A 25,480-nucleotide genomic window follows, 5' to 3' on the forward strand; every position below is an offset into this window, starting at 1 on the left:
GGCGCCTTAGATCATTTCTTCGCCGCCCTTCCCGCCGAGAACGATTTCTCCGGCTTCGGCCATACGGCGGGCAATGGTGAGGATTTCCTTCTGGGCGGTTTCCACGTCGCTGACGCGCACCGGGCCCTTGGCTTCCAGGTCGTCGCGCAACAGCTCCGAGGCGCGCTTGGACATGTTCTTGAAGATCTTTTCTTTGACGTTTTCGTCCGAGCCCTTGAGCGCCAGCACCAGCACGTCCGAGGAAACTTCGCGCAGCAGCGCCTGGATGCCACGGTCGTCGACATCGGCCAGGTTGTTGAACACGAACATCAGGTCTTCGATCTGGCCGGACAGGGTGTCGTCGATCTCGCGGATCGAGTCCATCAACTGGCCTTCGACCGAGCTGTCGAGGAAGTTCATGATGTCGGCTGCGCGCTTGATGCCACCCAGGGTGGTGCGCGAGGCGTTGGAATTGCCGGAGAACTGCTTCTCCAGAATGGTGTTGAGTTCTTTGAGCGCCGCCGGCTGCACGGTGTTCAACGATGACACACGCAGGATGATGTCCAGGCGCACTTTATGGTCGAAGTGGCCGAGCACTTCACCGGCCTGGTCCGGGTCCAGATAGGCCACCACGATCGCCTGGATCTGCGGGTGCTCATAGCGGATCACGTCGGCCACTGCCCGCGGTTCCATCCACTTGAGGCTGTCGAGGCCGCTGGTGTTGCCACCCAGCAGGATGCGGTCGATCAGGCCGTTGGCCTTGTCTTCGCCCAGGGCCGAGGTGAGCATCTTGCGAATGTAGCTGTCGGAGCCGACGCCCAGGCTGGTCTGGTCGCCGACGATCTCGACGAACTCGCTCATCACCTGCTCGACTTGCTCGCGGTGCACATTGCGCATCTGCGCCATAGCCACGCCGACACGCTGGACCTCTTTGGGGCCCATGTGGCGCAGCACTTGGGCAGCGTCGGTTTCACCCAGGGACAGCAGCAACACAGCGGCTTTGTCGACCCGGGACAGCTTGGCCACAGCGGCTCGATCATTCATCAGCGTTAATCCACTCTTTCACGACCTGAGCCACACGGCCCGGGTCTTCTGCCACCAGACTCTTGATTGCGTTCAACTGAGCGTCATAGCCTTCGCTCGGGCTTGGCAACAGGATGCTTTGCGGGCCGCCGAGGCTGACGCGGTCGTTGGCCAGTTCGCCGTCCAGGCCGCCCATGCCACCCAACTCGACGTCGCCACCGGCCAGTGCCAGTTGCTTCTTGCCGCCACCGGTGATGTTGTTGAGCACCGGGCGCAGTACACCAAACACCAGCACCAGGATGAACAACACGCCCAGCACTTGTTTGACGATGTCCCAGAACCACGGCTGGGTGTAGAACGCAGGGTCAGCGATCACTTCACCGCGCTCGGCGGAGAACGGCATGTTGATCACGCTGACGCTGTCGCCACGGCTGGCGTCGAAGCCAACGGCGTCCTGCACCAGGCGGGTGAAACGGGCCAGTTCGTCAGCCGTCCAGGGTGCACGGGTCACCGCGCCGTCCGCAGGGTTGACCTTGACCTGGTCATCGACCACCACCGACACCGACAGGCGATTGATCTTGCCCTGTTGCTGCTTGGTGTGGCTGATGGAACGGTCCAGTTCGAAGTTCTTGGTGGACTGGTTACGCTTGTCCGCAGGGTACGGCGCAAGCATCGGCTGGCCGGTGGCCGGGTCCATGATCTGCTGGCCGTTGGCGTCCAGCAATGGCTGGCCAGGCTGGATCGCGCCCGCCGTGGCGGCAGCGCCACCGGTGGTCTGCGGTGCCGAGGCCGGCGCGGGTGGCTGGTTGCTCAGGGCGCCCGGCACACCTTGGGGGCCATTGCTGGCGGTGCGTTGTTCGCTGGTGGACTGCTCGCTGCGCAGGGCCGGCTGGTCCGGGTTGAACTGCTCGGAGGTGGACTCGACGGCGCTGAAATCCACATCGGCGGAGACTTCAGCCTTGTAGCGGTCGTTGCCCAGTACCGGTTGCAGGATATTGTGCACGCGCTGGGTGAGCATGCTTTCCATGCGGCGACTGTAGTCGAACTGCTTGCCGGCCTGGGTCAGCGCGGAGTTTTCGGCCATGTCGGACAGCAGGTTGCCCTTCTGGTCCACCACGGTGATTTGCGACTTGCTCAATTCGGGAACACTGGTTGCCACCAGGTTGACGATCGCCAGTACCTGGCCAGGCTCCAGGGAGCGGCCGGCGAAGAGTTCGACCAATACCGAGGCGCTGGGCTTGCGTTCGTCACGCACGAACACCGAGCTTTTCGGAATCGCCAGGTGCACACGGGCGGCCTTGACGTTATTGAGGCTGGAAATGGTGCGCGCCAGTTCGCCTTCCAGGCCACGGCGATAGCGGGTGGCTTCCATGAACTGGCTGGTGCCCAGGCCCTGGTCTTTGTCGAGAATTTCAAAACCGATATTGCTGTCGGACGGCGCCACGCCAGCGGCGGCCAGTTTCATCCGCGCGCGGGCTACGTCATCAGCCTTGACCAGCAAGGCGCCCGAGTTGGGCTCCACGGTGTAGGCGATGTCGGCGGCGGCGAGGGTTTCCATGATCTGCTTGGAATCCATGCCCGACAGGCTGCCGTACAGGGGGCGGTAATCGGGTTGCTGCGACCACAGCACCACGGCAAAACCAATCGCCACGCTGGCGGCCAGGCCCACCATCAGGCCCACCTGACGCAGCATGGTCATTTCCGAGAGGTTTTCCAGGAACGACAGGCCAAACAACGGCGGTTTGCCGTCGGCCTTGGCGGGGAGGTTGTCGGAGACTGCTTCAGCCATGACTTAAATCTCGTCCTTAAACCGGCATCTGCATGATGTCTTGATACGCCTGAACCAGCTTGTTACGCACTTGGGTCAAGGCTTGGAAGGACACACTGGCCTTTTGCGAGGCGACCATCACATCGGTGAGGTCCACGCCGCTTTTACCGATCTCGAAGGCCGTCGCCAGCTGGCTGGACGCCTGCTGGGTATCACTGACTTTATTGATTGCCTGACCGAGCATGTCGGCAAAATTGCTTTGGCCCAATTCCGGCGCTGGCGCGACGGATTTCGGTTGAGCCATGGCGTCCATTTGCATGGCGCGCATATCCAACATCAACCGATTGAACTCAATACCCTGGCTCATGACCTTCTCTCTCCGACGACCCGCAATTTTTTGACACTACGCAGCGGTTACTAGGGGTGGTAGCAACAAGGGTGCCAGCTCTGTGACAACTCGTAAGAAAAGGCGACAAAGCTTGTCGAACTTGTTACCGGTCATGTGGCGAAAAGATACGCTTCCACATCCATACCGGCGTCGCGCATCTGCGCCAGCTTGTAGCGCAAGGTGCGCGGGCTGATGCCCAGGCGCTCGGCCGCTTCTTTGCGACGGCCGCGCTCGGCGCGCAGGGTGTCGATGATCATCTGAAATTCACGGCGGCGCAGGTCATCACCCAGGGCGCCTGCCGATTCCGCCTCGGCGACCACTGGAGCCGGGGCCAGGCTCGGCAACGGCGCAACGCCATTACCCATGGCCAGGCAGAAATCCTGGGGCTGGATCAAGCCGCCCTGCTGCAAAATCAGCGCACGCTGTATGGCATTATCCAACTCGCGCACGTTGCCCGGCCATGGGTAATTGACCAGGCACGCCTGGGCCTCGGGCGACAACCGCGCCTGGGCATGCTTCATTTTTTTGACGTGGTTGCCCAGCAGGCGCTCGGCCAAGGGAATGATATCCGCCGGGCGCTCACGCAACGGGCGCCAGGCCAGCGGGAACACCGACAACCGGTAGAAGAGGTCTTCACGGAAGCGCCCCGCCGCCACTTCGCCCGCCAGGTCGCGGTTGGTGGTGGCAACCACGCGGATATCCAGCTGGATCGGCTTGCGTGCGCCCACGCGCTCCACTTCACGCTCCTGCAACACACGCAGCAACTTGGCTTGCAGGCCCAGGGGCATTTCCGAGATTTCGTCGAGCAGAATGGTGCCGCCATCGGCTTGTTCGAACTTGCCGGCCTGGGCCGCGATGGCGCCGGTGAACGAGCCCTTTTCATGGCCAAACAAGGTGGCTTCCAGCATGTTGTCGGGGATCGCCGCGCAGTTGATCGCAATGAACGGTTGTTTGGCACGGCCCGATTGCTGATGGATATAACGCGCGAGCACTTCTTTGCCGGTGCCGGACTCGCCGGAAATCAGCACAGTGGAATCACTGCGCGCCACCCGCGCCGCCAGTTCCAGCAATTGCGCGCTGGCCGGCTCAAAGGCAATCGGGCCATCGCCGTCGGCTGCGGGCATTACGCCCAGGGCATGCCGGGCGACCAGTTCGATCAACGCCTTGGGCTCGAACGGCTTGACCAGGTAATCCGCCGCGCCCTGACGCATGGCATCCACCGCCCGCTCCACCGCGCCATGGGCGGTCATCAGCAGCACCGGCAGCTGCGGCTGGCGCACCCGCAGCAGGCCGAGCAATTGGTGGCCGTCCATGCCAGGCATGTTGACGTCGCTGACCACCAGACTGAAGGTTTCCTGCTCGACCGCCTCCAAGGCTTCCTCGGCAGAGCCGACCGCACGGTAGTCATGGCCCGCCAACAGCAGCGTGTCAGCCAATGCTTCACGCAGGGCGCGATCGTCTTCCACCAATAAAACCTTGATAGCCATCATCCTCTTACTCCGCGCTTGCCGCGCTGGAAAACAGCGGCAAGGTCATCAATGCACAGGTGCCACGCCCCAGGCGGGAACGCAGCTGCAATTGTCCCTGATGGGCACGGGCCACTGCCTTGACCACGGTCAGGCCCAGGCCAGTGCCGTTGGTCTTGGTGGTAAAAAACGGCTCGCCCAGGCGCTGCAGCACCTGCGGGGCGATACCGCTGCCGCTGTCGCTGACGCACAGGCGCAGGGTTTGTCCGCGGCTATACAGGTGCACTTTCAGGCGCGCCCCGGGGCCACTGGCCTGGGTGGCGTTTTCGATCAGGTTGAGCAGCGCGCCCACCAGGGTGTCGCGGTTGCACAGCAATTCGCCCTGGTGGCTGTCGCACTGCCAGCGCAGGTTGGCCTCCTGCACATGGGTCGCCGCTGCCGCTTGCAGGGACTGCATCAAGCCGGCAGGGGTAACGCGATCGGTCAGCGGCAATTCGCCGCGGGCAAACACCAGCATGTCACGCACCTGGTGCTCCAACTCATGCAGGCGCTCCTTGAGGCGCCCGGCAAAGCGTTGGTGGGTGGCCGCCGGTAATTGCTCGTCAGTCAAATGGCTGGCGTAGATCAATGCCGCCGACAACGGCGTACGAATCTGATGCGCCAAGGAAGCGACCATCCGCCCCAGGGACGACAGCCGCTCATGGCGCGCCAGTTGATCTTGCAGGTGCCGGGTTTCTGTCAGGTCATTGAGCAACACAAGCTGGCCCGGCTCGGCGTCCAGGGAACGGGTCGCGATAGACAGCCGACGCCCGTCCTTGAGGGAGACTTCGTGGCCGTCGTCTTCACGGGGGGCAAAACAGCGGGTGATGACTTCACGCCACAGCTCGCCTTCCAGCGGCAGGCCGAGCAGATCACAGGCTGCCGGGTTGGCTTCGCGCACGCGGCCCTGGTCATCGATGACGATTACGCCACCGGGCAACAGGTCCAGCAGGTTTTGCAGGCGGTTGGCCAGGCGTTCTTTCTCGGCCAGCTCTTGCATGCGCTGGGCGCTGACCACCGCCAGTTCGCCTTTAAGCTCGGAAACCCGGGCCTCAAGCAGACTGTAGGAGTCGGTCAGCTGGCTCGACATCTGGTTGAACTGCGAGAACGCGTGCTCCAGGCCCTGGCGGGTCGGCGGCTCTACAGGCGAAACCAGCCCCTGGATGGCAGGGGCCGAAGATAGTTGGGCGGCGTGGGGCATGATGCTCTCTCGCTTGGCTGACCGTCAGTTAAACGGAACGTTGCGAGGGCTGTAGCAATACCCGTGCCGAAAAAAAACTACCTATAAACCAGGTAGTTGAAAAACAGGCGTCAATCATCCGCCTGTTCATCACCTTCTTTGCGGCTCATACCGTACTTGCGCATCTTCTCCACCAGGGTGGTGCGACGGATACGCAGGCGCTCGGCGGCGCGGGCCACGATGCCATGGGCATCGTCCAGGGCCTGCTGGATCAACCCTTGTTCGAGGTTGCCGAGGTAGTCCTTAAGGTCCAGGCCTTCGGGCGGCAACATCGCGGTGGCGCCGAAGTCCGGAGTATGGCCGTTGATCGCCACGCGCTCTTCCATGTCGCTGCGCAGGCTGTCCATCTGTTCGTCTTCGTCGTCGACGTAGCGGAATTTCTTCGGCAGTTCGACCACGCCGATCACCCCGTACGGGTGCATGATCGCCATGCGCTCCACCAGGTTGGCCAGCTCGCGCACGTTGCCCGGCCAGCCGTGGCGGCACAGGGACATGATTGCCGCAGAGTTGAAGCGAATGGAGCCGCGCTTTTCGTGCTCCATGCGCGAGATCAGTTCGTTCATCAACAGCGGGATGTCTTCCACGCGCTCGCGCAGCGGGGCCATCTCGATAGGGAATACGTTGAGGCGGTAGTACAGGTCTTCGCGGAAGCTGCCGACCTCGATCATGCTTTCGAGGTTCTTGTGGGTGGCGGCAATGATGCGCACGTCCACGCTCTGGGTCTTGTTGCTGCCCACGCGCTCGAAGGTGCGCTCCTGCAATACGCGCAGCAGCTTGACCTGCATCGGCAACGGCATGTCGCCGATTTCGTCGAGGAACAGAGTGCCGCCATTGGCCAGCTCAAAACGCCCGGCACGGCTAGTGATCGCCCCGGTAAAGGCGCCCTTCTCGTGGCCGAACAATTCGCTTTCCAGCAGCTCTGCCGGGATCGCCCCGCAGTTGACCGGCACAAAGGGCCCGTCGCGACGCTTGGAGTGATAGTGCAGGTTGCGCGCGACCACTTCCTTGCCGGTGCCCGACTCGCCGAGGATCAGCACGCTGGCGTCGGTGTCGGCCACTTGCTGCATCATCTGGCGCACGTGCTGGATGGCACGGCTGGTGCCGACGAGGCTGCGAAACAGATTGGGCTCACGGTGACGGCCGCGCTCGCGGGCCTGGTCGTACATCTCGCGATAGACCTGGGCGCGGTGCAGGGAATCGAGCAATTTGCTGTAGCTAGGCGGCATTTCCAGGTTGGACAACACACGGCGGCGCTGGTCTTCCGGCAGGTCCACGGAAGAAATATCGCCCATTAGCAACACCGGAAGGAACTCATCCCAGGTAGACAGTGTCTTTAACAGGCCCAGAACTGCGCCAGGAGCGTTTACCGTCCCGATCAATACGCAAATGACTTCACGGCTCGACGACAACGAGCTGACCGCCTGCTGCCAATCGTGGCTGCCGCAGGGTAAATTTTCTTCACCAAGAAAATTTAAAATCACCGCTAAATCGCGGCGGCGGACGCTATCGTCATCGATCAGCAGAATTTTGGTTTCACGCCACATGCAATAGCAACTTCCCTAGTAAAACTTCCTGCCCCGGAATGAGGGCAATCTAGACGTCTGTAAGATTTCTTACCTCCTGAATTCAACACATAAGTGCAACGCTCACCCCTGTATGCACTTCGTACGGCGTCTTCCAGCCCAAGCGCTTGCGCGGGCGTAGATTGATCCTCGCTACTGTCCGATTGACGGCTTCGACGGTCAGCTTGCTGAAGTCGCTGCCCTTGGGGAAATACTGGCGGAGCAGACCGTTGGTGTTTTCATTGGTGCCACGTTGCCAGGATGAATAGGGGTCTGCAAAAAAGACCTGGCACTGGCTCCGTAGCGCGATGCGTTCATGCCCGGCAAACTCCCTTCCGTTATCCAGCGTCAGCGTGTGAGCGGCATGGCCCTGAAGCATCAGATTGATCGCCCGCGTTACCTGCCGGCGCGTTCTGCGCTTGACCGGATAGGCGCTCAGATAGCCGCTTTTGCGATCAACCAGGGTCACCAGGTTACCGCCCAGTCCATGTACCGTATCGCCCTCCCAGTCCCCCAGGCGCTCGCGGCTTTCGACCTCGGCTGGGCGTTCACTGATTGACACGCGATTACGCAGCTGCCCGCGCCGATCGTGGCTTCCATAGCGTTTCCGGTAGCGCTTTCGGCGATGTCGCAGATAGGTATAAAGCTCACCACCGGCGCGCTGTTCGGCGGCAATGAACCGATAAATCCACTCATGGCTGACCGCCCGGCTTGGCTGCTCCTGCTTCAACCGCTGGGCGATCTGCTCCGGACTCATGCCATGCTTGAGCCACACCGGGAGATGATGGCTGAGCCATGTCGCCGGCTTGCAAAACTTGCGCGCACCCGCTCGACGAGCATCACTTTCATGGGCCGCAGAAACAGCCTTGTAGATATTCTGGGTGCTGTTGCGGCGAACCTCGCGACTGATCGTCGAGGGATGCACGCCGACCCGCTTTGCAATGCTCGCCTGGCTCTCTGCGGCGCTCAAGCCAGCCTCAATCTGGTAACGTTGTCCCTGAGTCAGCTGCCGGTAATGCGTAGTCATCTGCGCTTGAATCCTTCGGTGTGAGAGCCTGGATTCTACCGGTGGCTGGCTCTCTGCCTCTCGTTTCAAGCGTTGCGCTTATTCTATGAATTCAGGCCTTCTAGACGTCTGAAATCTGAAAACAGCACTAGTTAAGTCAAAAATGCTGGCACAGTCAAATATATGACGCGCCGTTCGGATTAACTGCGCCCGTTCAACCGAACAGATGGTAAACCTTTGACGCATTTTTCGCTTGGTTGATCTGCGACATCTCTTCGAAAATCGCCTGGCGTTCGCCGGTCGTCACCTCCAGCAACTGCTGGTACACCACCAACAAACTTTCCAGCTTCTCGCGCAATGCGCCCTCGTCTACCGGTGCCTCACTGAGCACCTCATCAATCACCGCGCGGCAACCCAGGTCCAACTCGCCCACGGCTTCCCAATTGCGCTCAGCCAGCGCGCCGAGAAGGGCTTCGCGGGTTTCGTCGATGCGTTGCAGTGCGTGGCTCATGATGTGTACCTCAAGGCAATCGGCCTTATTGTGGAGCGATGGCATCCCAGCCGGTCTTGACGGTGATCAGCAGGCGGGCGACTTCGTCGATCATCTCGACATCATTGACTTGGTTCGCCTCGACCAGGCGATTGCCCATGTAGTTATACAGGGCATCCAGACGCTGGATCGCGGCCGGATCTTCGGCTTTCTCAGGCTCCAGGCCATCGCGCAGGCCCGAAATGATTTCGATCGCCTTGCCCAGCATCAGGCCCTTTTGCGCGATGTCCCCGCGGCTCAACGCACCCTTGGCCTGGGCCATGCGATCCAGGCCACCTTCCATCAGCATCTGCACCAGGCGGTGCGGGCTGGCTTCGGAGACCTGAGCGTGGGCATTGACCTTCTGGTACTGGCGAAGGGCTCTCATCGGGTTCATGTTGCTACCTCGTTACTGGCGACAATCGAATAGGTTTGCTTAACCAGTTTTTCGACCACGGCGATAAAAACTTTAATCCAGCACCCTGCGCGAGGGCCCCTGGACAGGGCCCTGGCGCGCACCGCTCATCAGTTCGACTTAGGATTGTTCAGCGAGTTGAGGGTGGTCAGGATGCTGGAGCTGCTGGCGTTGATCTGCGCGATCATGGTGTCCATCGCCGTGTACTTGGCGGTCAGGGACTTCTGCAAGGCATCCATGCGCCGCGTCAGGTCGTCGGTCTCTTTGGTCAAGTCAGTCAACTTGTTGTTGAGATCGGTCGCCCGGTTCGCCAGTGTGCCACTGCTACCCACGTAACTGTCGGTAGCCTTTTTCATGCGCGTTATCAAGCCAGTGTCGCCGGTGAACAACTTGGCAATATCGCCAGCGCCCTTGACCACAGCTTTATCCCATGCCTTGTCATCGAGGCTGAGCATGCCGGTTTTCTGATCGGTGGTGATGCCCATCTGAGCCAAGCTGGTCATGGTGCCCGCACCAGAACCGCTGACCAACTCGGAGCGCAGACTGTTGACCAACTGACGCATCGATGCGTCGCCCGTCAGGGCACCTGCGGTGGTGGTGGAGGCATCGCCGGTGGCGGTTACTTTGGTCTGGGTATTGATCGCCGTCATCAGCGTGTTGTAGGCACTGACGAAGGACTGCACCGAGGTTTTCAACGTGTCGGTGTTGCTGGCCACGGTGATGGTGGTCGGCTTGGTGATGTCTACCGTGTCCAACAGATCCAGGGTCACGCCGCTGATCGCGGAGGTGATCTTGTTGCTGTTCGATGACATTTCAATGTCATCAATGGAGTATTTGGCGTTGGTCGGCGCCTTGCCTTTGTCGTACCCGGTAGCCAGCTGCGAATCGCCGCTGAGGGTGATGTCGGTGCCCTCGCCCATGGTGGTCGAAGTCAGTACCAGCCGCGCGCCATTGGAGTCGCTCAGCACGTTAGCACTGATGCCCTGGGACGAGAGCTGGGTGTTGATGGATTCGCGCACCTGCTGCAACGTCGCGCCACCGGGAATGATCACGTCGTAGCTCTTGCCCGACTGGTTGATGGTCAGCGTCTGGTCTTCGTCCGTGCTGTTGGCCTTGCCCGATGCGCCATCGACATTCACCGCCGTGGTGACTTTCGAAGCCGTCGCCAGGTTAGTGACCTTCAATACGTACTTGCCGCTGGATGCGCCGTCACCCAAGGTAACCTTGGCGTTTTTCTCTTCCGAAGAAGTCGCCGCCAGCCCGTTGAAGGCCGAGGCATTGTTCAACTTGGTGATCGCCGCCTGGTAGGCTTCCAACGCCGTCTTGACCGAGCCCACGGCAGACAACTGCACGGTGGCCTTCTTCTGCTCGTTGGTGATCTGAGCCTGCTTGGGCGCCTGCTCGGCACCTACCAGCGCCTTGACGATTGCTTGGGTGTCGTAGCCCGAACCTGGGCCGGAAATCGTTGAACTAGCCATTTGCCATTCTCCTTGTCCTGCAGCGGCCGTTTTTTGGCGCTTATACGCCTAGACCGCAATCAGAAACATGTTTCGTGCCAACTCAAGCCTTGCTATCAAACAGCAGGCTGCCGGCATCGCTCAGGTTCTGCGCCAATTTCAGCGCGGTCTCCGATGGTATCTGTCGAATCACTTCACCACTGTCAGTGGCGATCACCTTGACCACTACCTTGCCGGTAGAGTCATCGATGGAAAAATCCAGGTTGCGCTGTGAAGCCTGCACAAACTCACGCATATCGGTAACAGCCTTTTCCAGCGCAACGCGCTGAGGCTCTTCACTTTTGATCGGCTCATTGCTGGCCACAGGCTTGGCCTGGGTCACCACTGCGCCAAGGTTGGCCGGGGCCGGGGCTGCGGGGTAAGACGAGGTCAGCTTGATGCTCATGTCCATGTCACCACCTCCAAACTGAAAAAACGGAAGGGCACGTTGTTAAACGCACCCTCCCGTTATTTAACCGCTAGCGCTATTACTGAAGCAGCTTCAGAACAGACGATGGCAGTTGGTTGGCCTGGGACAGGATCGCAGTGGAAGCCTGTTGCAAGGTTTGTTGCTTGGTCAGCTCAGCGGCTTCAGAAGCGAAGTCAGCGTCTTCTACGCGGCCTTTGGCAGCGGAGGAGTTCTGCGAAATGCTCTGCAGGTTGGCCACGGTGCTGGCGAAGCGGTTTTGTACGGCGCCCAGCTGCGAACGCTGGCTGTCGATCTGCTGCATTGCGCCGTCCAGAGCTTGGATGGCCCGCTGGGAATCAGCAGCAGAAAGGATGCTGAGGTTGGAAACGGTAGTTTCCAAAGTCACCGAAGCGGTAGTGTTAGCAGTCAACCCCAGAGCGGTCAGACCAGTACCCGCACTGCCGTCAGAGATAACGATGTCTTTTTTGGAGAACAATCCCAAAGTGCCATCGGAATTTTTGTTAGCGGTAACGCCAGTGCTCGCACTGTTGATCGAAGAAACGATAGCGTCGGTCGTATCGCCTTTCTTGAACTTGACCTCAACACCGTTCAAAGTAATCGAAGTATCGGCACCCAACTTAGCTTGCGATGTGCCAGACGAAAGCCCCAGGGATGAGAGTGCGCCGCTGGTAACATTCTTCAGTACAACATCGCTGCCGTCTTTAGAAGTGACTTGGATTCGGCCATCTTTACCAATAGTTGCATCACCTACGCCGTCAACCAGTTTGAGACTAGTCAAGACGTCGTCAATTTTAGCGCCAGCAGCCCATTTCACATCTTTGCCGTTGACGTTTATGGTGCCGTCCTGACCCAGAACAGTGTTTTTGTCGCTGATGCTTGAAGCGACCTTGCCAGATGCCGCCACTGCTGTAAGACCTACAGCGGTAAGATCAGCAACTGCACCAGTAACCTCTAAACTAGAAGTTGAATTGATAGTCAGCTTAGTAGCTGCGTCATCCCAAGTGGCGGTGACGCCAGATATCTTCGCATCATTAATTTTTTTGGCAACAGCGTCGCCCAAATCACCAGCGGCGAAGTCAACCTTAGTACCATTCACGGTGACCGAAGCCGCAGCGGCCAAGCCTGCACCAGGAGTTGGCGTGGCGTTAGCCGCATCGGTCTTCAGAGCAGCTACCGCTGCACCAGTACCACTCGCGCCGCCCAGAACCGAACCAGTAGCAGTAGCAGTAACGCCTGCGAGAGCCTTACCATTAACGCTAGCTTCGCTGTATTCGCCCTTAAGGGCGGTGGAGCTAATATCGGTCATACCGAACGAGATAGTCTCGTTGGCGTTTGCGCCGATCTGGAACGCTACGTTGTTGAATGAACCGTCCAGCAGGTTACGACCGCCAAAGGTGGTCGTGTTAGCAATACGAGTCAGCTCGCCCACTTTAGCGGTGAATTCCTGCTGCAGGGAAACACGGTCAGCGTCGCTTTTATCACCGTTGGCCGCTTGCAGGGCGAGTTCACGCAGACGCTGCAGGGTGTTGGTGGATTCTTGCATCGCGCCTTCAGCGGTCTGGGCAATCGACACGCCGTTGTTGGCGTTGGCGATGGCAACGTTCAGACCTTTGACCTGGTTGTTCAGACGGTTAGCGATCTGCATGCCGGCAGCGTCGTCTTTGGCGCTGTTGATTTTCAGGCCAGAGGACAGACGGTTCATCGACTGGCTCAGAGCGTCGGAAGCTTTGTTCAGGTTCTTCTGGACACCCAGGGAGGTGATGTTGGTGTTTACTGATAATGCCATGACGAAATCCTCGTGGTTTGGATACTGCGGCTTCCGGCCCTGGCGACCGCCGGGTGTGGCCTAGAGAACCTACGTAATAGTTATCGTCGTGGTAGCCGGTTGCTTGAGGATTTTTTTGATTTTTTTTAGTAGCCCTGTGCCAGCCCTTGTATTTCAAGGGCTTATGCAGGCGCAGAAGCCCGGTTTCATTGGCTTTTCTGGCGCCAATAAAAAAACGCCGATGATCATTCGATCATCGGCGTTTTTTGTGCAGCCGCTAAAGCATCAAGGACGATAGAGAATCGCCGAGCCCCACGACAGGCCCACGCCAAAGCCGCTGATTGCCACGCGCTTCCAGGTGGCGTCCATCACGTGCTTTTCCAGCAGCAGCGGGATGCTCGACGACACGGTGTTGCCGGTCTCGACCATGTCCTTGATGAACTTGTCCACCGGCGCTTCTTCAAAACGGCGCGCCACGGCGTCGACGATGGCCGCGCTGCCCTGGTGGATGCAGAACGCATCGATGTCATCGGCCTTGAGGTCCGACTCTTTGAGCAGCTCGTGCAAGTGCGCAGGCACCTTGAGCAAGGCGAAGTTGAACACCTGGCGGCCGTTCATGAAGAACACGCCGTCGCTGACCTTCAGGTGCGGTGCGCCGGAACCGTCGGTGCCGAACTTGGATTTGCCCAGCAGCCATGGCGCGTCCTCGCCCATCCAGGTGGCGGTGGCGGCATCGCCGAACAGCATGGTGGTGTTGCGGTCTTCCGGGTCGACAATCTTGGAATACGGGTCGGCGGTGATCAGCAGGCCGTTTTTCAGGCCCGCGGCTTCCATGAAGCCTTTCATCGCGTAGATGCCGTAGACGTAGCCGGAGCAGCCCAGGGAAATGTCGAAGGCGGCCACGTGAGTTGGCAGGCCCAGTTTGTCCTGCACGATGGCGGCGGTGTGAGGCAGGCCCTCTTCATCGCCGTTCTGGGTGACGACGATCAGCGCGTCGATGGATTCGCGCTTCAATTGCGGGTTGTTGGCAAACAAGGCGTTGACCGCCTCGACACACAGATCCGAGGTTTCCTGTGCCGCTTCCTTGCGCGGCAGGAACGCCGAGCCGATCTTGCCGATGATGAACTCTTCATCCTTGGCGAACTTGGCACCCTGGGCGTAGTTATCGATCCCGTCCGCCGGCACGTAACTGGCGATGCTTTTTATGCCAATCATTGTGGCTTCCCAATACTAAATAGCTGGAGAACACCCCTCGGGCTATGCCGGAAGTGCTGACAATAAAGGGGATAACCCCATAAAAATCCCGCTGAAAGCCGCCCGATGAAGGCCCTGTGACGACTTATCCTTTTCACACGATACAGTGAAGATGCGCTTTATGACTCACAGGTCACTCAATTTTGCGTGGTTTATGCAAAACGTTTCAACAATTAAGCCCCCGAAACGACAACGGCCCGCCCTGTTTCCAGAGCGGGCCGCTTGACTGAACGCCGTTTACATCTTGTTGAACAGGCTCAACTGCGAGATTTTCACGAAGGCCAACTGCGAGGCCTGCAACATGGTTTGTTGCAAGCTCAGGTTGATGGCGGCTTCGGCGAAGTCGACATTGCCCAGGGCATTCATGGTGGTGGTATTGGCCAGGTCCAGGCTGACGTTTTCCTTGGACTGAATGTCCAGGCCATTGAGGCGCGCGCCCAGGGAGCCACGCGCCTGGTCGATCTGGCCGTAGGCATTGGTCAGGTTGCCAATGGACTTGGCCACCACATCCTTGAGCTCCTTCTGCGCCGCCGGGTTGCCGTCTGACGGCGTTTCCAGGATTTTGCGCAGATGGCTCAGGGTGTCGAGGACGTTCTCGTTCTTGTTGCTGGTGGCACTGATCGCAAACTGGTCGCCGGCTGCCGGTGCCGGTGCGGTGGTGACATCAAAGGTCACCCCTGCCGCCGTGATGGTGGTGGCGCCGGCCGCCAGGGTGCCACTGGCGATGGATTTGCTGTCTGCGCTATACGGCTGGGCATACAGGTCATAGGCGCCGGCGGCACCGAACTTCACGATCACGCCCGAGTTGGGAAAGGTGCTGGCGTACGCCGCCGGATCGCTCACCGTGCCGCCGCTCAGTTGCGCGGTGGACGGATTGCTCGGGGTGCGCGAAACGCTGAAGGTGTCCGGCTTGACCGACAGGCTGAACTCGCGATCCTTGACGATGGCGTCCGACGGCGCGCCTGGCAGTATGTCTTTGCCCAGTGCGTCTTTGCCCAGGTTCAAGCCAATGTCGAACTTGACCCCGCGCAGGTTGATAGTCGAGCCGCCTTCCTTGGTGGCATCGAAAGTGCCGTTGCCTGGAATCTCCGAAGTGATGTCCTTGCCAGCATTGTCCGTGACCACGTATTGGGTGCTGCTGGTGAAGGTCAGCTTATACGGCTGACCATCGGAAAAGCTGCTGTTATAGCTGCTGTTGGCCGCGATCAGCCCGGCAGATACGGTGACCTTGCCATCGTCGACCGCTGGCGGCACGAGGATCGGCGCGGTTTGCGTACGGCCCGTATTCGCCGAGCTTTCAAGCATGCTCTTGGCGGTATTGCCCATGGCAACCGACAGGTTCTCTGCGATCTGCAGGCTCAACGGCGTGTCATCGCCCTGGTAACTGTAGGTGCCGTCATTGTTGCGGGCGTAGGGCGGCGTATCGGTCTTGCTGCCGGAGAACAAGTAATTGCCGCTGGCGTCCTTGGTATTGAGCAGGCCCAGGATCTGGTCTTCAATGGCGCCAATCTCGGCGGCCGTCGACTTGCGGTCAGCGTCGCTGATGCCGACGTTACCCGCCTTGAGCGCCAACTCGCTGGCCCGTTGAATCGCGATATTGATATTTTCCAGCACGCCGTCCTGGGTGGTCAGCGAGTTTTTCAGGGTGTCGATGTTGCCATTGAACTGCGCCAGCATGTCTTTCTGCTGCTGCAGCATCAACAACCGCGCCGCCGCCACCGGATCATCTGCGGCGGTTTGCACGCGCACGCCGGAGCTGGCCTGGTCCTGGGCCTTGACCACGCTGGAATAGTTGCTCTGGTACTTGGCAGAGCTGGTCTCGAAATACTGCTGTGTAGAAATACGCATCGTCCCAGCCTCCCTTAAAGAGCATTCATCAGTGTGGTGAAGGTTTCCTGCGCAGCCTTGATGATCTGCGACGACGCGGTGTAGTACTGCTGGAACTTGATCATGTCGCCCGCTTCATCATCCAGGTTGACCCCGGATACCGAGTTGCGTGCTTCCTTGTTGGCGCTGAGCAACGCACCGGTGGCGGCGGTGTCGACCCCGGCCTGGCTGGCCTTGGCACCCACGGTCGAGACCAGCTTGCTGTTGGCACCCACCAGGCTGGTGCCCGCGTTGCCCTCGCCCATACCGACGGTGGCCTTGGTTTGCAGGTTCAGCAGTTCCTGGGCGTTGCGGCCGTCGGATTTGCCGCCACTGTTGAAGGCAAAGGTGGTGCTGTCGCCGTCTGCCGGGGAGCCGTTGACGGTGGTGTCGAACTTGAAGCTCTTGCCGGGAATGGCGGCACCGCTGGCGTCGCGCATTGGCACGTCCACGGTGATCTTGTTGCCCTGCCCCGGAATGATCGAGCCGGTGCCAATCGGGTTGCCCTTGGAGTCGCTGATCGTATACGACTGCGTTCCGTCGGCGGCAGGCTTGCCGAACACCATCTTCACCGGCATCGAGTTTTCAATACCGGCGCGCAACTGGGCAGTGTCAGTGCCGCCATGGATATCCAAAGGCACTGTCAAGGCCGGCTGGGTAAAGGTGCCCGTGCCACTGTTGGTCTTGCTGCTGGTACCTGCCAACGGGCCGGCAAACGCCAGTTTGTTCGCATCGGTGAGCGCCACGCCAATACCGCTGGCGCCCGTGGCGGTGGGGCTGACCTTGAAGCTGTCGCCAAACGCCATGGTGCCCTTGCCGTCCAGCGCCAGGGTGAAACCATCCAGGGTCGGCGGCGGTGTAGCGCTCATGTCAAAGGTGCCCATGGCCTTGCCGTCCGAGCGCAACACCGTGATCTTGTTAGGATCGGTCTTGTCGCTGAAGGTCACGGTGTAGTCAAACGTGGACAACTGACTGCTGTCCTTGATCGTCACGTTCAGGTTGCCCGCGCCGGCGCTGTTGCCCGAGGCACCCTGGCTGCGCGAGGCAATGGCGGCCGCGCTGTTGATGTCTTTGAACAGCGAAACGCCAAAGTCACCATTGAGGTCCAGGCCCTGGCCCAGCTGGCTGTTGAGCGTATCCGCGGTGGCAATGGCGATACGCCCCAGCTCATTGATGGCCGGCATCAAGGCATCGCTGCGATAGCGCAACAGGCCACCGATGCTGCCGCCGCTGATCACCGAGCCCAGGTCTAGGCTGGTGCCGTTCATGTCCAACTGGATGGTGTACTGGCTGTTATCGGTTTTGCTTGGTGCCGCGGAAATCTTGTTGGAGATCCCGCCCTCTACCAGGGACTGGCCGCTGCCGGTGGTCACGCTGAACTGGCCGTTTTTCTCGGTGGCCGTGACACCGATCAACTCATTGAGCGAGCGTACTGCCTCGTTACGCGAGTCCAGCAGGTTGGCTGGGGCGCTATTGGAGCTGCCCTGGGCCTGGGAGATCTGCTGGTTAAGCGAGGCAATCGAGGCGGTCAATTGGTTGACCTGATCAGTCATGCTGCTCAGTTGGTTGTTGATGGTCTCTTTCTGCTGGGTCAACTGCGTGGAGATCGAGTTGAAACGGCTGCTCAGGGTCTGGGCGTTGGTCACCAGCAATTGGCGGGCCGACAGGTCGCTGGGGTTGGACGCGGCGGTTTGCAGGGTGGCGAAGAACGAACTGAGCACTGAGGACAGACCGGTGGTTTTGTCCGACAGCACTTTGTCGACGGCCCCCACTTGGTCCAGGTACGCCTTGGCGTCGTTATTGAGCGCCGTGCTGTTCTGGTAAGCGGTGTCCAGGTACTCGTTGTACACCCGGCGCACATCGGCCAGGGTGGTGCCGCTGCCGATGTACACGCCGCCGAACGGGTTTGATGCGTTGGTATTTTGCGTGGTCTGCTGACGCGAGTACCCTGGGGTATTCACGTTGGCGATGTTATTACTCAAGACCGACAACGATCCTTGAGCGGCATTGAGCCCTGACATCCCGATACTGAGCAAACTCATGGTTCAGACCTTATAAATGTGTGGTTGCGCCAGCGGCAGCGTAGTTCTGGTAACTGTTCATGTTTTTTGCGATCTGCGAAATCTTGCTGGCGTAATCCGGGTCGGTTGCATAACCGGCTTTTTGCAACTCGCGTACAAACTGTTCCGGGTTGTCGGCTGATTTCACAACTTCTTTATAGCGATCATGGCTTTGCAGCAAAGTCACGAGGTCGTGGAAGCTGTCCTGATACGAGCTGTAGGAACGGAACTGCGCCGTTTCCTTGACCATCGCACCATCGCGAAACTCGCTGGTGATCGCCCGGGCCTGACCGCCCTGCCAGCTCTGGCCAGCCTTGATGCCGAACAGGTTGTGGCTGCTGCTGCCGTCCTCGGCGCGCATCACCGATTTGCCCCAGCCGGTTTCCAGCGCGGCCTGGGCCACGAGATATTTGGGGTCGATACCGATACGTGCGGCGGCGGCCTTGGCCATCGGCAGCATAGTGGCGACGAATTCATCCTGGGAGCTGAAGGCTTTCTTGGCCGGCGCCAGCGGTGGCTGCGCAATGGCGCGGCCATACACCTGCATGCGCCCGCTCGGCACGGCAAAGCTACGCGCGCTGCTGTTGATGACCGTGTCGTCGGCAGCGCTGTTACGCAGGGGCGCGGCTTTGGCTTCGACCGGAGCGTTCGGCACGATGCCGGCCAGCAGGCGGTCGGCCAGCCTGCTGGGCAAGGCGATACGGCGCTGGTTCATCAGTTCCATGTCGTTGGCATGGGTGCTGGCGCCCTCAGGCACGGCCACGCGATACGCCCACAAAGGCCGCTGGCCATTGGAGCGGCCCAACGGGCCTTCGGCCTGGGTACCGGCGGCAATCTCGGTCGGCACATCGACTTTCTTCACCGGCGCATCCGCCGCCGGGCCTTGCAAGGTGGCGGCCTGGGCCTCCACCGGCTTGTTCTTCTGCATCTGGCGCATCAGCACATCGGCCAGGCCGATACCACCGCCTTCGCGGGACATCGACACCGCCAATTGCTGGTCGTACATTTCCTGGTACTGCTTGGCGGCCGGGGTGTTCAGCGGGTTGTCCTTGCCCAGGGCCTCGGTGGCCGAACGCATGGACTTGAGCATCTCGTTCAAAAACAGCGACTCGAATTCCTGCGCCACTTTGCGCAGGTTGCCTTCGCTGTTTTTGTCGGCACCGACCTTGAGCTGGTTAAGCCGGTTCAGGTCGGAGTAAGACCCCGAGTCCGCCGTGCTGCTGATACCGCTCTTGCGCATATCCATGGCCATGGCCTCAGATCACGATCAGGTCGGCTTGCAACGCGCCGGCCTGCTTCAAAGCTTCGAGGATCGCCATCAAGTCGCCGGGCGCAGCGCCCACCTGGTTCACCGCACGGACAATCTCGTCCAGGGTGGTGCCGGGGCCGAACTTGAACATCGGCTTGGCTTCTTGCTGGGCATTGACGCGCGAGCGCGGGACCACGGCCGTCTGGCCACCGGACAACGGCCCAGGCTGGCTGACGATCGGGTCTTCGGTGATGGTCACCGTCAGGCTGCCGTGGGTTACCGCCGCTGGCGAGACCTTGACGTTCTGGCCGATCACGATGGTGCCGGTGCGCGAGTTGATGATGACTTTCGCTACGGCCTGGCCTGGGTCCACTTCAAGGTTTTCCAGGATCGACAGGTAGTCCACGCGCTGGCTTGGGTCCAGAGGCGCAGTGACGCGAACCGAGCCGCCGTCGATGGCCTGGGCCACGCCAGGGCCGAGCATGTCATTGATCTTGTCGACCACGCGCTTGGCGGTGGTGAAGTCGGAGCGGTTGAGGTTCAGGGTCAGGCTGTTGCCCTGGTTGAAACCACTCGGCACGGTGCGTTCAACCGTGGCGCCACCGGGGATACGCCCGGCCGACGGCACGTTGACGGTGATCTTCGAGCCGTCGCGGCCTTCGGCGTCAAAACCGCCGACCACCAGGTTGCCCTGGGCAATGGCGTAGACGTTGCCGTCGATACCTTTGAGCGGCGTCATCAGCAAGGTGCCACCGCGCAGGCTCTTGGAGTTACCCATGGACGACACGGTGATGTCCACCACCTGCCCCGGCTTGGCAAACGCGGGCAGATCGGCGCTGATCGACACCGCTGCGACGTTCTTCAACTGCACGTTGCCCGAGCCTGGCGGCACTTTGATGCCGAACTGCGAGAGCATGTTGTTGAAGGTTTGCAGGGTGAACGGCGTCTGGGTGGTCTGGTCACCCGTGCCGTTAAGCCCCACGACCAGGCCATAGCCGATCAACTGGTTGGAGCGCACGCCGGAAATACTGGCGATGTCCTTCAGGCGCTCGGCATGGGCCACAGCGCTCAAGGCCAGCAAAAGCGTCATCGCCATCAGCTGTTTGAACTTCAAAATGGCCACCTAGAAAGGGAACAGCGGGCTGAGGAAAAAGCGGTCGAACCAGCCCGGCTGGCTCGCATCGGCAAACGAACCGGTGCCCGAGTAGGTAATGCGTGCATCGGCAATGCGCGTCGACGGCACGGTGTTGTCGGTGGAGATGTCATCGGCGCGGACCATGCCGGCGATGCGCACCAACTCGTCTCCGGTGTTGAGGGTCATCCACTTCTCACCACGCACGGCAATGATGCCGTTGGGCAATACGTCGGCGACGGTCACGGTGATCGAACCGGTCAGGCTGTTGCCCTGCCCTGCCGCGCTCTTGCCGTTGGTGGCGCGGTCGCCGCTGTAGCCGGCGTCCAGGCTCAGGTCACCACTGCCCAGCGGGTTGTTGGTGTTCAGGCCGCCGCCGAACAGCGAGGTCAGGCCGATGCTGGTCTTGCTGTTCTTGCCTATCTGCGAGTTAGCGTTCTTGCTGGCCTGGGTCTTCTCATTCAGGGTAATGGTGATGATGTCACCGACCCGGAACGCCTTGCGGTCGCTGTACAGGTTCTGCTCGAAACCAGCCTGGTAGATCGAGCCATTGTTGGCCGCCGCCGGCAGCGGTGTGCGTGGCAACACCGGCGCGTAGTACGGGTCATTGGGCTTTGGCGTGGGGGCGACACAGCCCGCAAGCACGGCGATCCCACTCAATGCCAACACACAAACATAGCGATTCATGACCCTAACCTCACGGTGTTGCAGGCACCCTCAAGGGCGCCCCATAGACTGATTACAGATTTTGCGTAACGAACGAAAGCATCTGGTCGGCGGTGGAAATCACCTTGGAGTTCATCTCGTAGGCGCGCTGGGTGGTGATCATGTTGACCATCTCCTCAACGGTGCTGACGTTGGAGGTTTCCAGGGTGCTTTGCAGCGTGGTGCCGAAGCCGTTCAAGCCAGGGGTGCCGATTTGCGGCGCGCCACTGGAGGCGGTTTCCAGGAACAGGTTGTTGCCCATCGCCTGCAGGCCGGCCGGGTTGATGAAGTCGGCGGTTTGCAGGTTGCCGATCACTTGGGAGGCCGGGTTGCCAGCAACGGTGATGGACACGGTGCCGTCGTTGCCGACGGTGAAGGTCTTGGCGTCGGGCGGCACCACGACAGCAGGCTCCAGGGCGAAACCGTTGGCGGTCACGATCTGGCCGTTAGAGTCCAGGTGGAAGGTGCCGTCACGGGTGTAAGAGGTGGTGCCATCCGGTTGCAGTACCTGGAAAAAGCCGCGGCCATTGATCGCCATGTCCAGGGGCTGGCCGGTTTGCTGCAGGTTACCGGCGCTGAAGTTTTTCTGGGTGCCGACGATCTGCACACCGGTACCCAGTTGCAGGCCCGACGGCAGTTCGCTGTCCTGGGTCGACTGGGCGCCCGGTTGCTTCTTGATCTGATAGAGCAAGTCCTGGAACTCGGCGCGGTCACGTTTGAAGCCCGTGGTCGACACGTTTGCCAGGTTGTTGGAAATGGTCGTCAGGTTGGTGTCCTGGGCGGACAGGCCTGTCTTGGCAACCCATAGAGCCGGAAGCATGCTGTTCTCCTTCGTGCGCCGGATGGTTGGCGCTGCGTTGCAAATTAGTTAGTGGGCTTGAATCAGCTCATCTGCATGACGCGCGTCATGGCCTGGTCGTCTTCTTTAGCGCTGTTCATCATCTTGATGTGCAGCTCGAACTGCTTGGCCAGCGCCAGCACCGCGGTCATTTCTTCCACGGCATTGACGTTGCTCGCCTGCAGGAAACCCGAGGTCAGCCGCACATTCGCGTCGGCCTGGGCCGGTTGGCCATCCTTGGTGTGGATGGTGCCGTCCAGGCCCTTGGTCATGTTCTTGAGGTCAGGCTGGACCATCTTGATACGGTCCACTTCCGCCATCACCCGCGGACCTTCGCCCATGGCACGGATGCTGATGGTGCCGTCCGAACCCACTTCGATTTTCTGCTGGGGCGGCACGGCAATCGGGCCACCGTTGCCCATGATCGGCATACCGTTGCCGGCCCGCAGCACGCCCAAGGCATCCACGTTCATGCTGGCGCTGCGCACGTAGGCTTCGCCGCCATCGGGGGTTTGCACCGCCATCCAGCCGTCGCCGCTGACGGCCACGTCGAGGTCGCGGCCGGTTTCGATCATCGCGCCCGGTGAAAAGTCGGTAGCCGGACGTTCGGTCATGGCAAACGCCCGCGCCGGAAAGCTGTCACCGAACACCGGCATCGAACGCGCCTGTTCCAGGTCGCGCTGGAAACCGTTGGTGGAAATGTTCGCCAGATTGTTGGCATGGGCCTTCTGCGCCAGTGCATTCTGGCTGGCGCCGGTCATTGCCACATAAAGGTACTTGTCCACGCTCTATCCTCTTTCTGACGGACGCTTGCCGCCCACCGCTGTACTGAGGAGGATTAAGCAATTTGCGAACCAACTTTTCAAAAGAGGCGAAAGTCCAGGCTGGGCGGGGGTTTCGTGGAGGTAGCTGAAAGAGGTGATGGGAGAAACAGTCGAAAAAACGGCGGACTACTGCCGCCTGCGGCAAACACCGGCCTTCAAACCGGTAGAGATCAAAGGGGGAGCGGGCTTGCCTGCGATCGTGCTGATTCAGTTGCAGATTAATTGACTGACCCGCCGCCATCGCGGGCAAGCCCGCTCCCACAGGGGATTGAGGCCGGGCGCTGATTGCGGGGGCAATACCCAACCAATGTGGGAGCTGGCTTGCCTGCGATAGTGTTAGTTCAGCGACAGAATCATTGACTGACCCGCCGCCTTCGCGGGCAAGCCCGCTCCCACAGGGGATTGAGGCCGGGCGCTGATTGCGGGGGCAATACCCAACCAATGTGGGAGCTGGCTTGCCTGCGATAGCGTTAGTTCAGCGACAGAATCATTGACTGACCCGCCGCCTTCGCGGGCAAGCCCGCTCCCACAGGGGATTGAGGCCGGGCGCTGATTGCGGGGGCAATACCCAACCAATGTGGGAGCTGGCTTGCCTGCGATAGCGTTAGTTCAGCGACAGAATCATTGACTGACCCGCCGCCTTCGCGGGCAAGCCCGCTCCCACAGGGGATTGAGGCCGGGCGCTGATTGCGGGGGCAATACCCAACCAATGTGGGAGCTGGCTTGCCTGCGATAGCGGTTGGGCAGGCACTGATATGCCAACTGACAATCCGCTATAGCAGGCAAGCCAGCTCCCACCGTTTTAACTGCGATCGGCCTTGAGCACTTCGTAATCACGCAGCTTGTTGGCAATGGTGGTGTGCGACACCCCCAGGCGCTTGCCTAACTGGCGGCTGCTCGGGTGTTCGGCGTACAGGCTTTCCAACACCGCCTTCTCAAAGCGCCCGACGATATCCTCCAGGCTCCCCTCCAGGGAAAAATCACCCAGCGGCTGACGCACGCCGTAATCGGGCAAGCGAATATGCTCAACCTTGACCGTGCCGCCTTCGCACAACGACACCGCCTGGAACAGCACGTTTTCCAGTTGCCGCACGTTGCCTGGCCAGTGGTAGTGGCTGAGTTTGTCCATGGCCGCAGGGGCCAGCCTGGGCAGTGGGCAACCGATCTGCCGGCTGGCCTGGTCGAGAAAGTGCTCGACCAACGGCGCGAGGCCATCCAGGCATTCGCGCAACGGCGGGATATGCAACGACAGCACATTCAGCCGGTGATAAAGGTCCTGACGAAACTCCCCCCGGGCGCAGAGTTCCGACAAGTCCATCTGGGTCGCGCAGATCACCCGCACGTCCAGGTACACCTCTTCATCACTGCCCACCCGGCGAAAACAACCATCCTGCAAAAAGCGCAGCAGCTTGACCTGCAAGCGCGCGCTCATTTCTCCCACGCCATCCAGAAACAAGGTACCGCCCGCCGTCAGCTCAAGCAGGCCCAATTTACCTTCCGCCCGCGCCCCTTCAAATGCGCCGGGGCCATAGCCAAACAGTTCAGTCTCGGCCATCGACTCGGGCAACCCCGCGCAGTTGAGCGCCATCAACGGCGACTGCCCCCGCGGGCTGGCCAAGTGGCAGGCCCGGGCCAACAGCTCCTTGCCGGTGCCGGTTTCGCCTTCTATTAATAGCGGCGCATCCAGCGGCGCCATGCGCCGCGCTTCACGCACCACTGCGGCCATGACCTTGGAGCTTTGGAAGATGCTGTCGAAACCGCGTAGCTCTTGCTTGCGCACGTTATAGATACGCTCACCGACACGGTCGGCACGGTGCAGGGTGAGCACGGCGCCGGCCATGGCTTCGCTGTCGTCGTGCTCAGAGGATTGCAGCGGCGCGATATCCGCCAGAAATACGTCGCCCTTGACCTTGACCCGCAGGCCATTGATTCGCGACTTGCTGGCGCGCACCAGTTCCGGCAGATCAAAATCCTCGGCATAACGCGACAGGGGAATCCCCGGCACTTCATCTACCCGCACGCCAAGCAACTGCGCCGCCGCCCGGTTGGCGGCCACGATGGAGCCGCCCATATCAATGGACAGCACCGGGAATTCCAGGGCACCGAGCAACGCATTGAGTTCCATATGCCGCCGCTCGCTGGGCATCAGCCCTACCCGCTTGACCCCGAACACTCCGGCAATCGCCTCGAACTGCGGGCGCAACGCCTGGAATTGCATGTTCACCAGGTTGGGGCAGAACAGGTAGATGGCATTGCCATGCTCACCGCCGACTTCGCCCTTGGCGACGTTGACGCCGTACTCCACCAGCAGGTTGAGGATGTCCCGCAGGATGCCGATGCGGTTCTGGCAGTGCACTTTGATACGCATGGAAAAACTCGAAAAAGGAGTAGGCGCCGCGTCTTTTTGTCGCTAGGCGCAGATAGTCGTCAAGATTATGTGACAGTA

Annotated in this window: 21 protein-coding genes; all 21 read right to left on the minus strand. The window is 60.4% G+C overall.

Features of this window, described 5'->3' with window-relative positions; all coding sequences use genetic code 11:
• Window positions 1-6: 6 nt before the first annotated feature.
• The 21 genes from fliG to RHM69_RS11945 all read right to left on the minus strand — a co-directional run bounded on the left by fliG (window position 7) and on the right by RHM69_RS11945 (window position 25,402).
• Complete coding sequence (gene fliG / locus RHM69_RS11845) at window positions 7-1,023, minus strand: flagellar motor switch protein FliG (protein WP_003192957.1); 1,017 nt, start codon at window positions 1,021-1,023, stop codon at window positions 7-9.
• Window positions 1,016-2,791 carry a flagellar basal-body MS-ring/collar protein FliF gene (gene fliF, locus RHM69_RS11850; protein WP_014719351.1) on the minus strand — a complete coding sequence of 592 codons (1,776 nt, stop codon included), beginning with the start codon at window positions 2,789-2,791 and terminating at the stop codon, window positions 1,016-1,018. The genes fliG and fliF overlap by 8 nt, the downstream gene beginning before the upstream one ends.
• Window positions 2,792-2,807: 16 nt before the next feature.
• Window positions 2,808-3,137 (minus strand): flagellar hook-basal body complex protein FliE, encoded by a 330-nt coding sequence (fliE, locus tag RHM69_RS11855; protein ID WP_003192959.1) that lies wholly within the window; start codon window positions 3,135-3,137, stop codon window positions 2,808-2,810.
• A gap of 131 nt (window positions 3,138-3,268) precedes the next feature.
• Window positions 3,269-4,645: a sigma-54-dependent transcriptional regulator gene (locus RHM69_RS11860; RefSeq protein ID WP_200600846.1), complete on the minus strand. Its 1,377-nt coding sequence runs from the start codon at window positions 4,643-4,645 to the stop codon at window positions 3,269-3,271.
• 7 nt (window positions 4,646-4,652) lie between these two features.
• Window positions 4,653-5,864, minus strand: a complete 1,212-nt coding sequence (locus RHM69_RS11865; RefSeq protein ID WP_073843151.1) for a sensor histidine kinase — start codon at window positions 5,862-5,864, stop codon at window positions 4,653-4,655.
• 110 nt (window positions 5,865-5,974) lie between these two features.
• Window positions 5,975-7,447 (minus strand): sigma-54 dependent transcriptional regulator, encoded by a 1,473-nt coding sequence (locus tag RHM69_RS11870; RefSeq protein WP_003192966.1) that lies wholly within the window; start codon window positions 7,445-7,447, stop codon window positions 5,975-5,977.
• An 82-nt stretch (window positions 7,448-7,529) separates the two neighbouring features.
• Window positions 7,530-8,492 (minus strand): IS30-like element ISPpu17 family transposase, encoded by a 963-nt coding sequence (locus RHM69_RS11875; RefSeq protein ID WP_004577240.1) that lies wholly within the window; start codon window positions 8,490-8,492, stop codon window positions 7,530-7,532.
• Between the two features lie 193 nt (window positions 8,493-8,685).
• Window positions 8,686-8,982, minus strand: a complete 297-nt coding sequence (locus RHM69_RS11880) for a hypothetical protein (protein WP_014719354.1) — start codon at window positions 8,980-8,982, stop codon at window positions 8,686-8,688.
• 25 nt (window positions 8,983-9,007) lie between these two features.
• A complete protein-coding gene (gene fliS / locus RHM69_RS11885) occupies window positions 9,008-9,397 on the minus strand; it encodes a flagellar export chaperone FliS (protein ID WP_057023033.1) in 390 nt (129 codons plus the stop codon).
• Window positions 9,398-9,525: 128 nt separating this feature from the next.
• Window positions 9,526-10,893 carry a flagellar filament capping protein FliD gene (gene fliD, locus RHM69_RS11890; RefSeq protein ID WP_073453440.1) on the minus strand — a complete coding sequence of 456 codons (1,368 nt, stop codon included), beginning with the start codon at window positions 10,891-10,893 and terminating at the stop codon, window positions 9,526-9,528.
• An 82-nt stretch (window positions 10,894-10,975) separates the two neighbouring features.
• Entirely contained in the window at window positions 10,976-11,323 is a 348-nt protein-coding gene (locus tag RHM69_RS11895) for a flagellar protein FlaG (protein ID WP_032895940.1), read from the minus strand.
• Between the two features lie 76 nt (window positions 11,324-11,399).
• Window positions 11,400-13,127, minus strand: coding sequence for a flagellin (locus RHM69_RS11900; protein WP_073453442.1), 1,728 nt, complete (start codon window positions 13,125-13,127; stop codon window positions 11,400-11,402).
• 264 nt (window positions 13,128-13,391) lie between these two features.
• Window positions 13,392-14,321 (minus strand): ketoacyl-ACP synthase III, encoded by a 930-nt coding sequence (locus RHM69_RS11905; RefSeq protein ID WP_014719359.1) that lies wholly within the window; start codon window positions 14,319-14,321, stop codon window positions 13,392-13,394.
• Window positions 14,322-14,597: 276 nt separating this feature from the next.
• Window positions 14,598-16,208 carry a flagellar hook-associated protein 3 gene (locus RHM69_RS11910; RefSeq protein ID WP_014719360.1) on the minus strand — a complete coding sequence of 537 codons (1,611 nt, stop codon included), beginning with the start codon at window positions 16,206-16,208 and terminating at the stop codon, window positions 14,598-14,600.
• Between the two features lie 14 nt (window positions 16,209-16,222).
• Complete coding sequence (gene flgK / locus RHM69_RS11915; protein WP_032902462.1) at window positions 16,223-18,268, minus strand: flagellar hook-associated protein FlgK; 2,046 nt, start codon at window positions 18,266-18,268, stop codon at window positions 16,223-16,225.
• A 10-nt stretch (window positions 18,269-18,278) separates the two neighbouring features.
• Window positions 18,279-19,538, minus strand: a complete 1,260-nt coding sequence (flgJ, locus tag RHM69_RS11920; protein ID WP_198833751.1) for a flagellar assembly peptidoglycan hydrolase FlgJ — start codon at window positions 19,536-19,538, stop codon at window positions 18,279-18,281.
• 4 nt (window positions 19,539-19,542) lie between these two features.
• On the minus strand, window positions 19,543-20,652 hold the full coding sequence (locus RHM69_RS11925) for a flagellar basal body P-ring protein FlgI (RefSeq protein WP_161981170.1): 1,110 nt from the start codon (window positions 20,650-20,652) through the stop codon (window positions 19,543-19,545).
• Between the two features lie 6 nt (window positions 20,653-20,658).
• The gene (gene flgH / locus RHM69_RS11930) at window positions 20,659-21,354 is read right to left on the minus strand and encodes a flagellar basal body L-ring protein FlgH (RefSeq protein ID WP_014719364.1); all 696 of its coding nucleotides are present in this window, start codon (window positions 21,352-21,354) and stop codon (window positions 20,659-20,661) included.
• Window positions 21,355-21,406: 52 nt separating this feature from the next.
• A complete protein-coding gene (gene flgG, locus RHM69_RS11935; RefSeq protein ID WP_003192986.1) occupies window positions 21,407-22,192 on the minus strand; it encodes a flagellar basal-body rod protein FlgG in 786 nt (261 codons plus the stop codon).
• A gap of 62 nt (window positions 22,193-22,254) precedes the next feature.
• Window positions 22,255-22,995: a flagellar basal body rod protein FlgF gene (locus RHM69_RS11940; protein WP_003192988.1), complete on the minus strand. Its 741-nt coding sequence runs from the start codon at window positions 22,993-22,995 to the stop codon at window positions 22,255-22,257.
• An 841-nt stretch (window positions 22,996-23,836) separates the two neighbouring features.
• Window positions 23,837-25,402, minus strand: coding sequence for a sigma-54-dependent phenylalanine hydroxylase transcriptional regulator PhhR (locus tag RHM69_RS11945; protein WP_014719365.1), 1,566 nt, complete (start codon window positions 25,400-25,402; stop codon window positions 23,837-23,839).
• Window positions 25,403-25,480 lie beyond the last annotated feature (78 nt).

Origin of the sequence: Pseudomonas sp. CCI1.1 (assembly GCF_034348165.1) — a bacterium.
GTDB classification, from domain to species: Bacteria; Pseudomonadota; Gammaproteobacteria; order Pseudomonadales; family Pseudomonadaceae; genus Aquipseudomonas; species Aquipseudomonas paracarnis.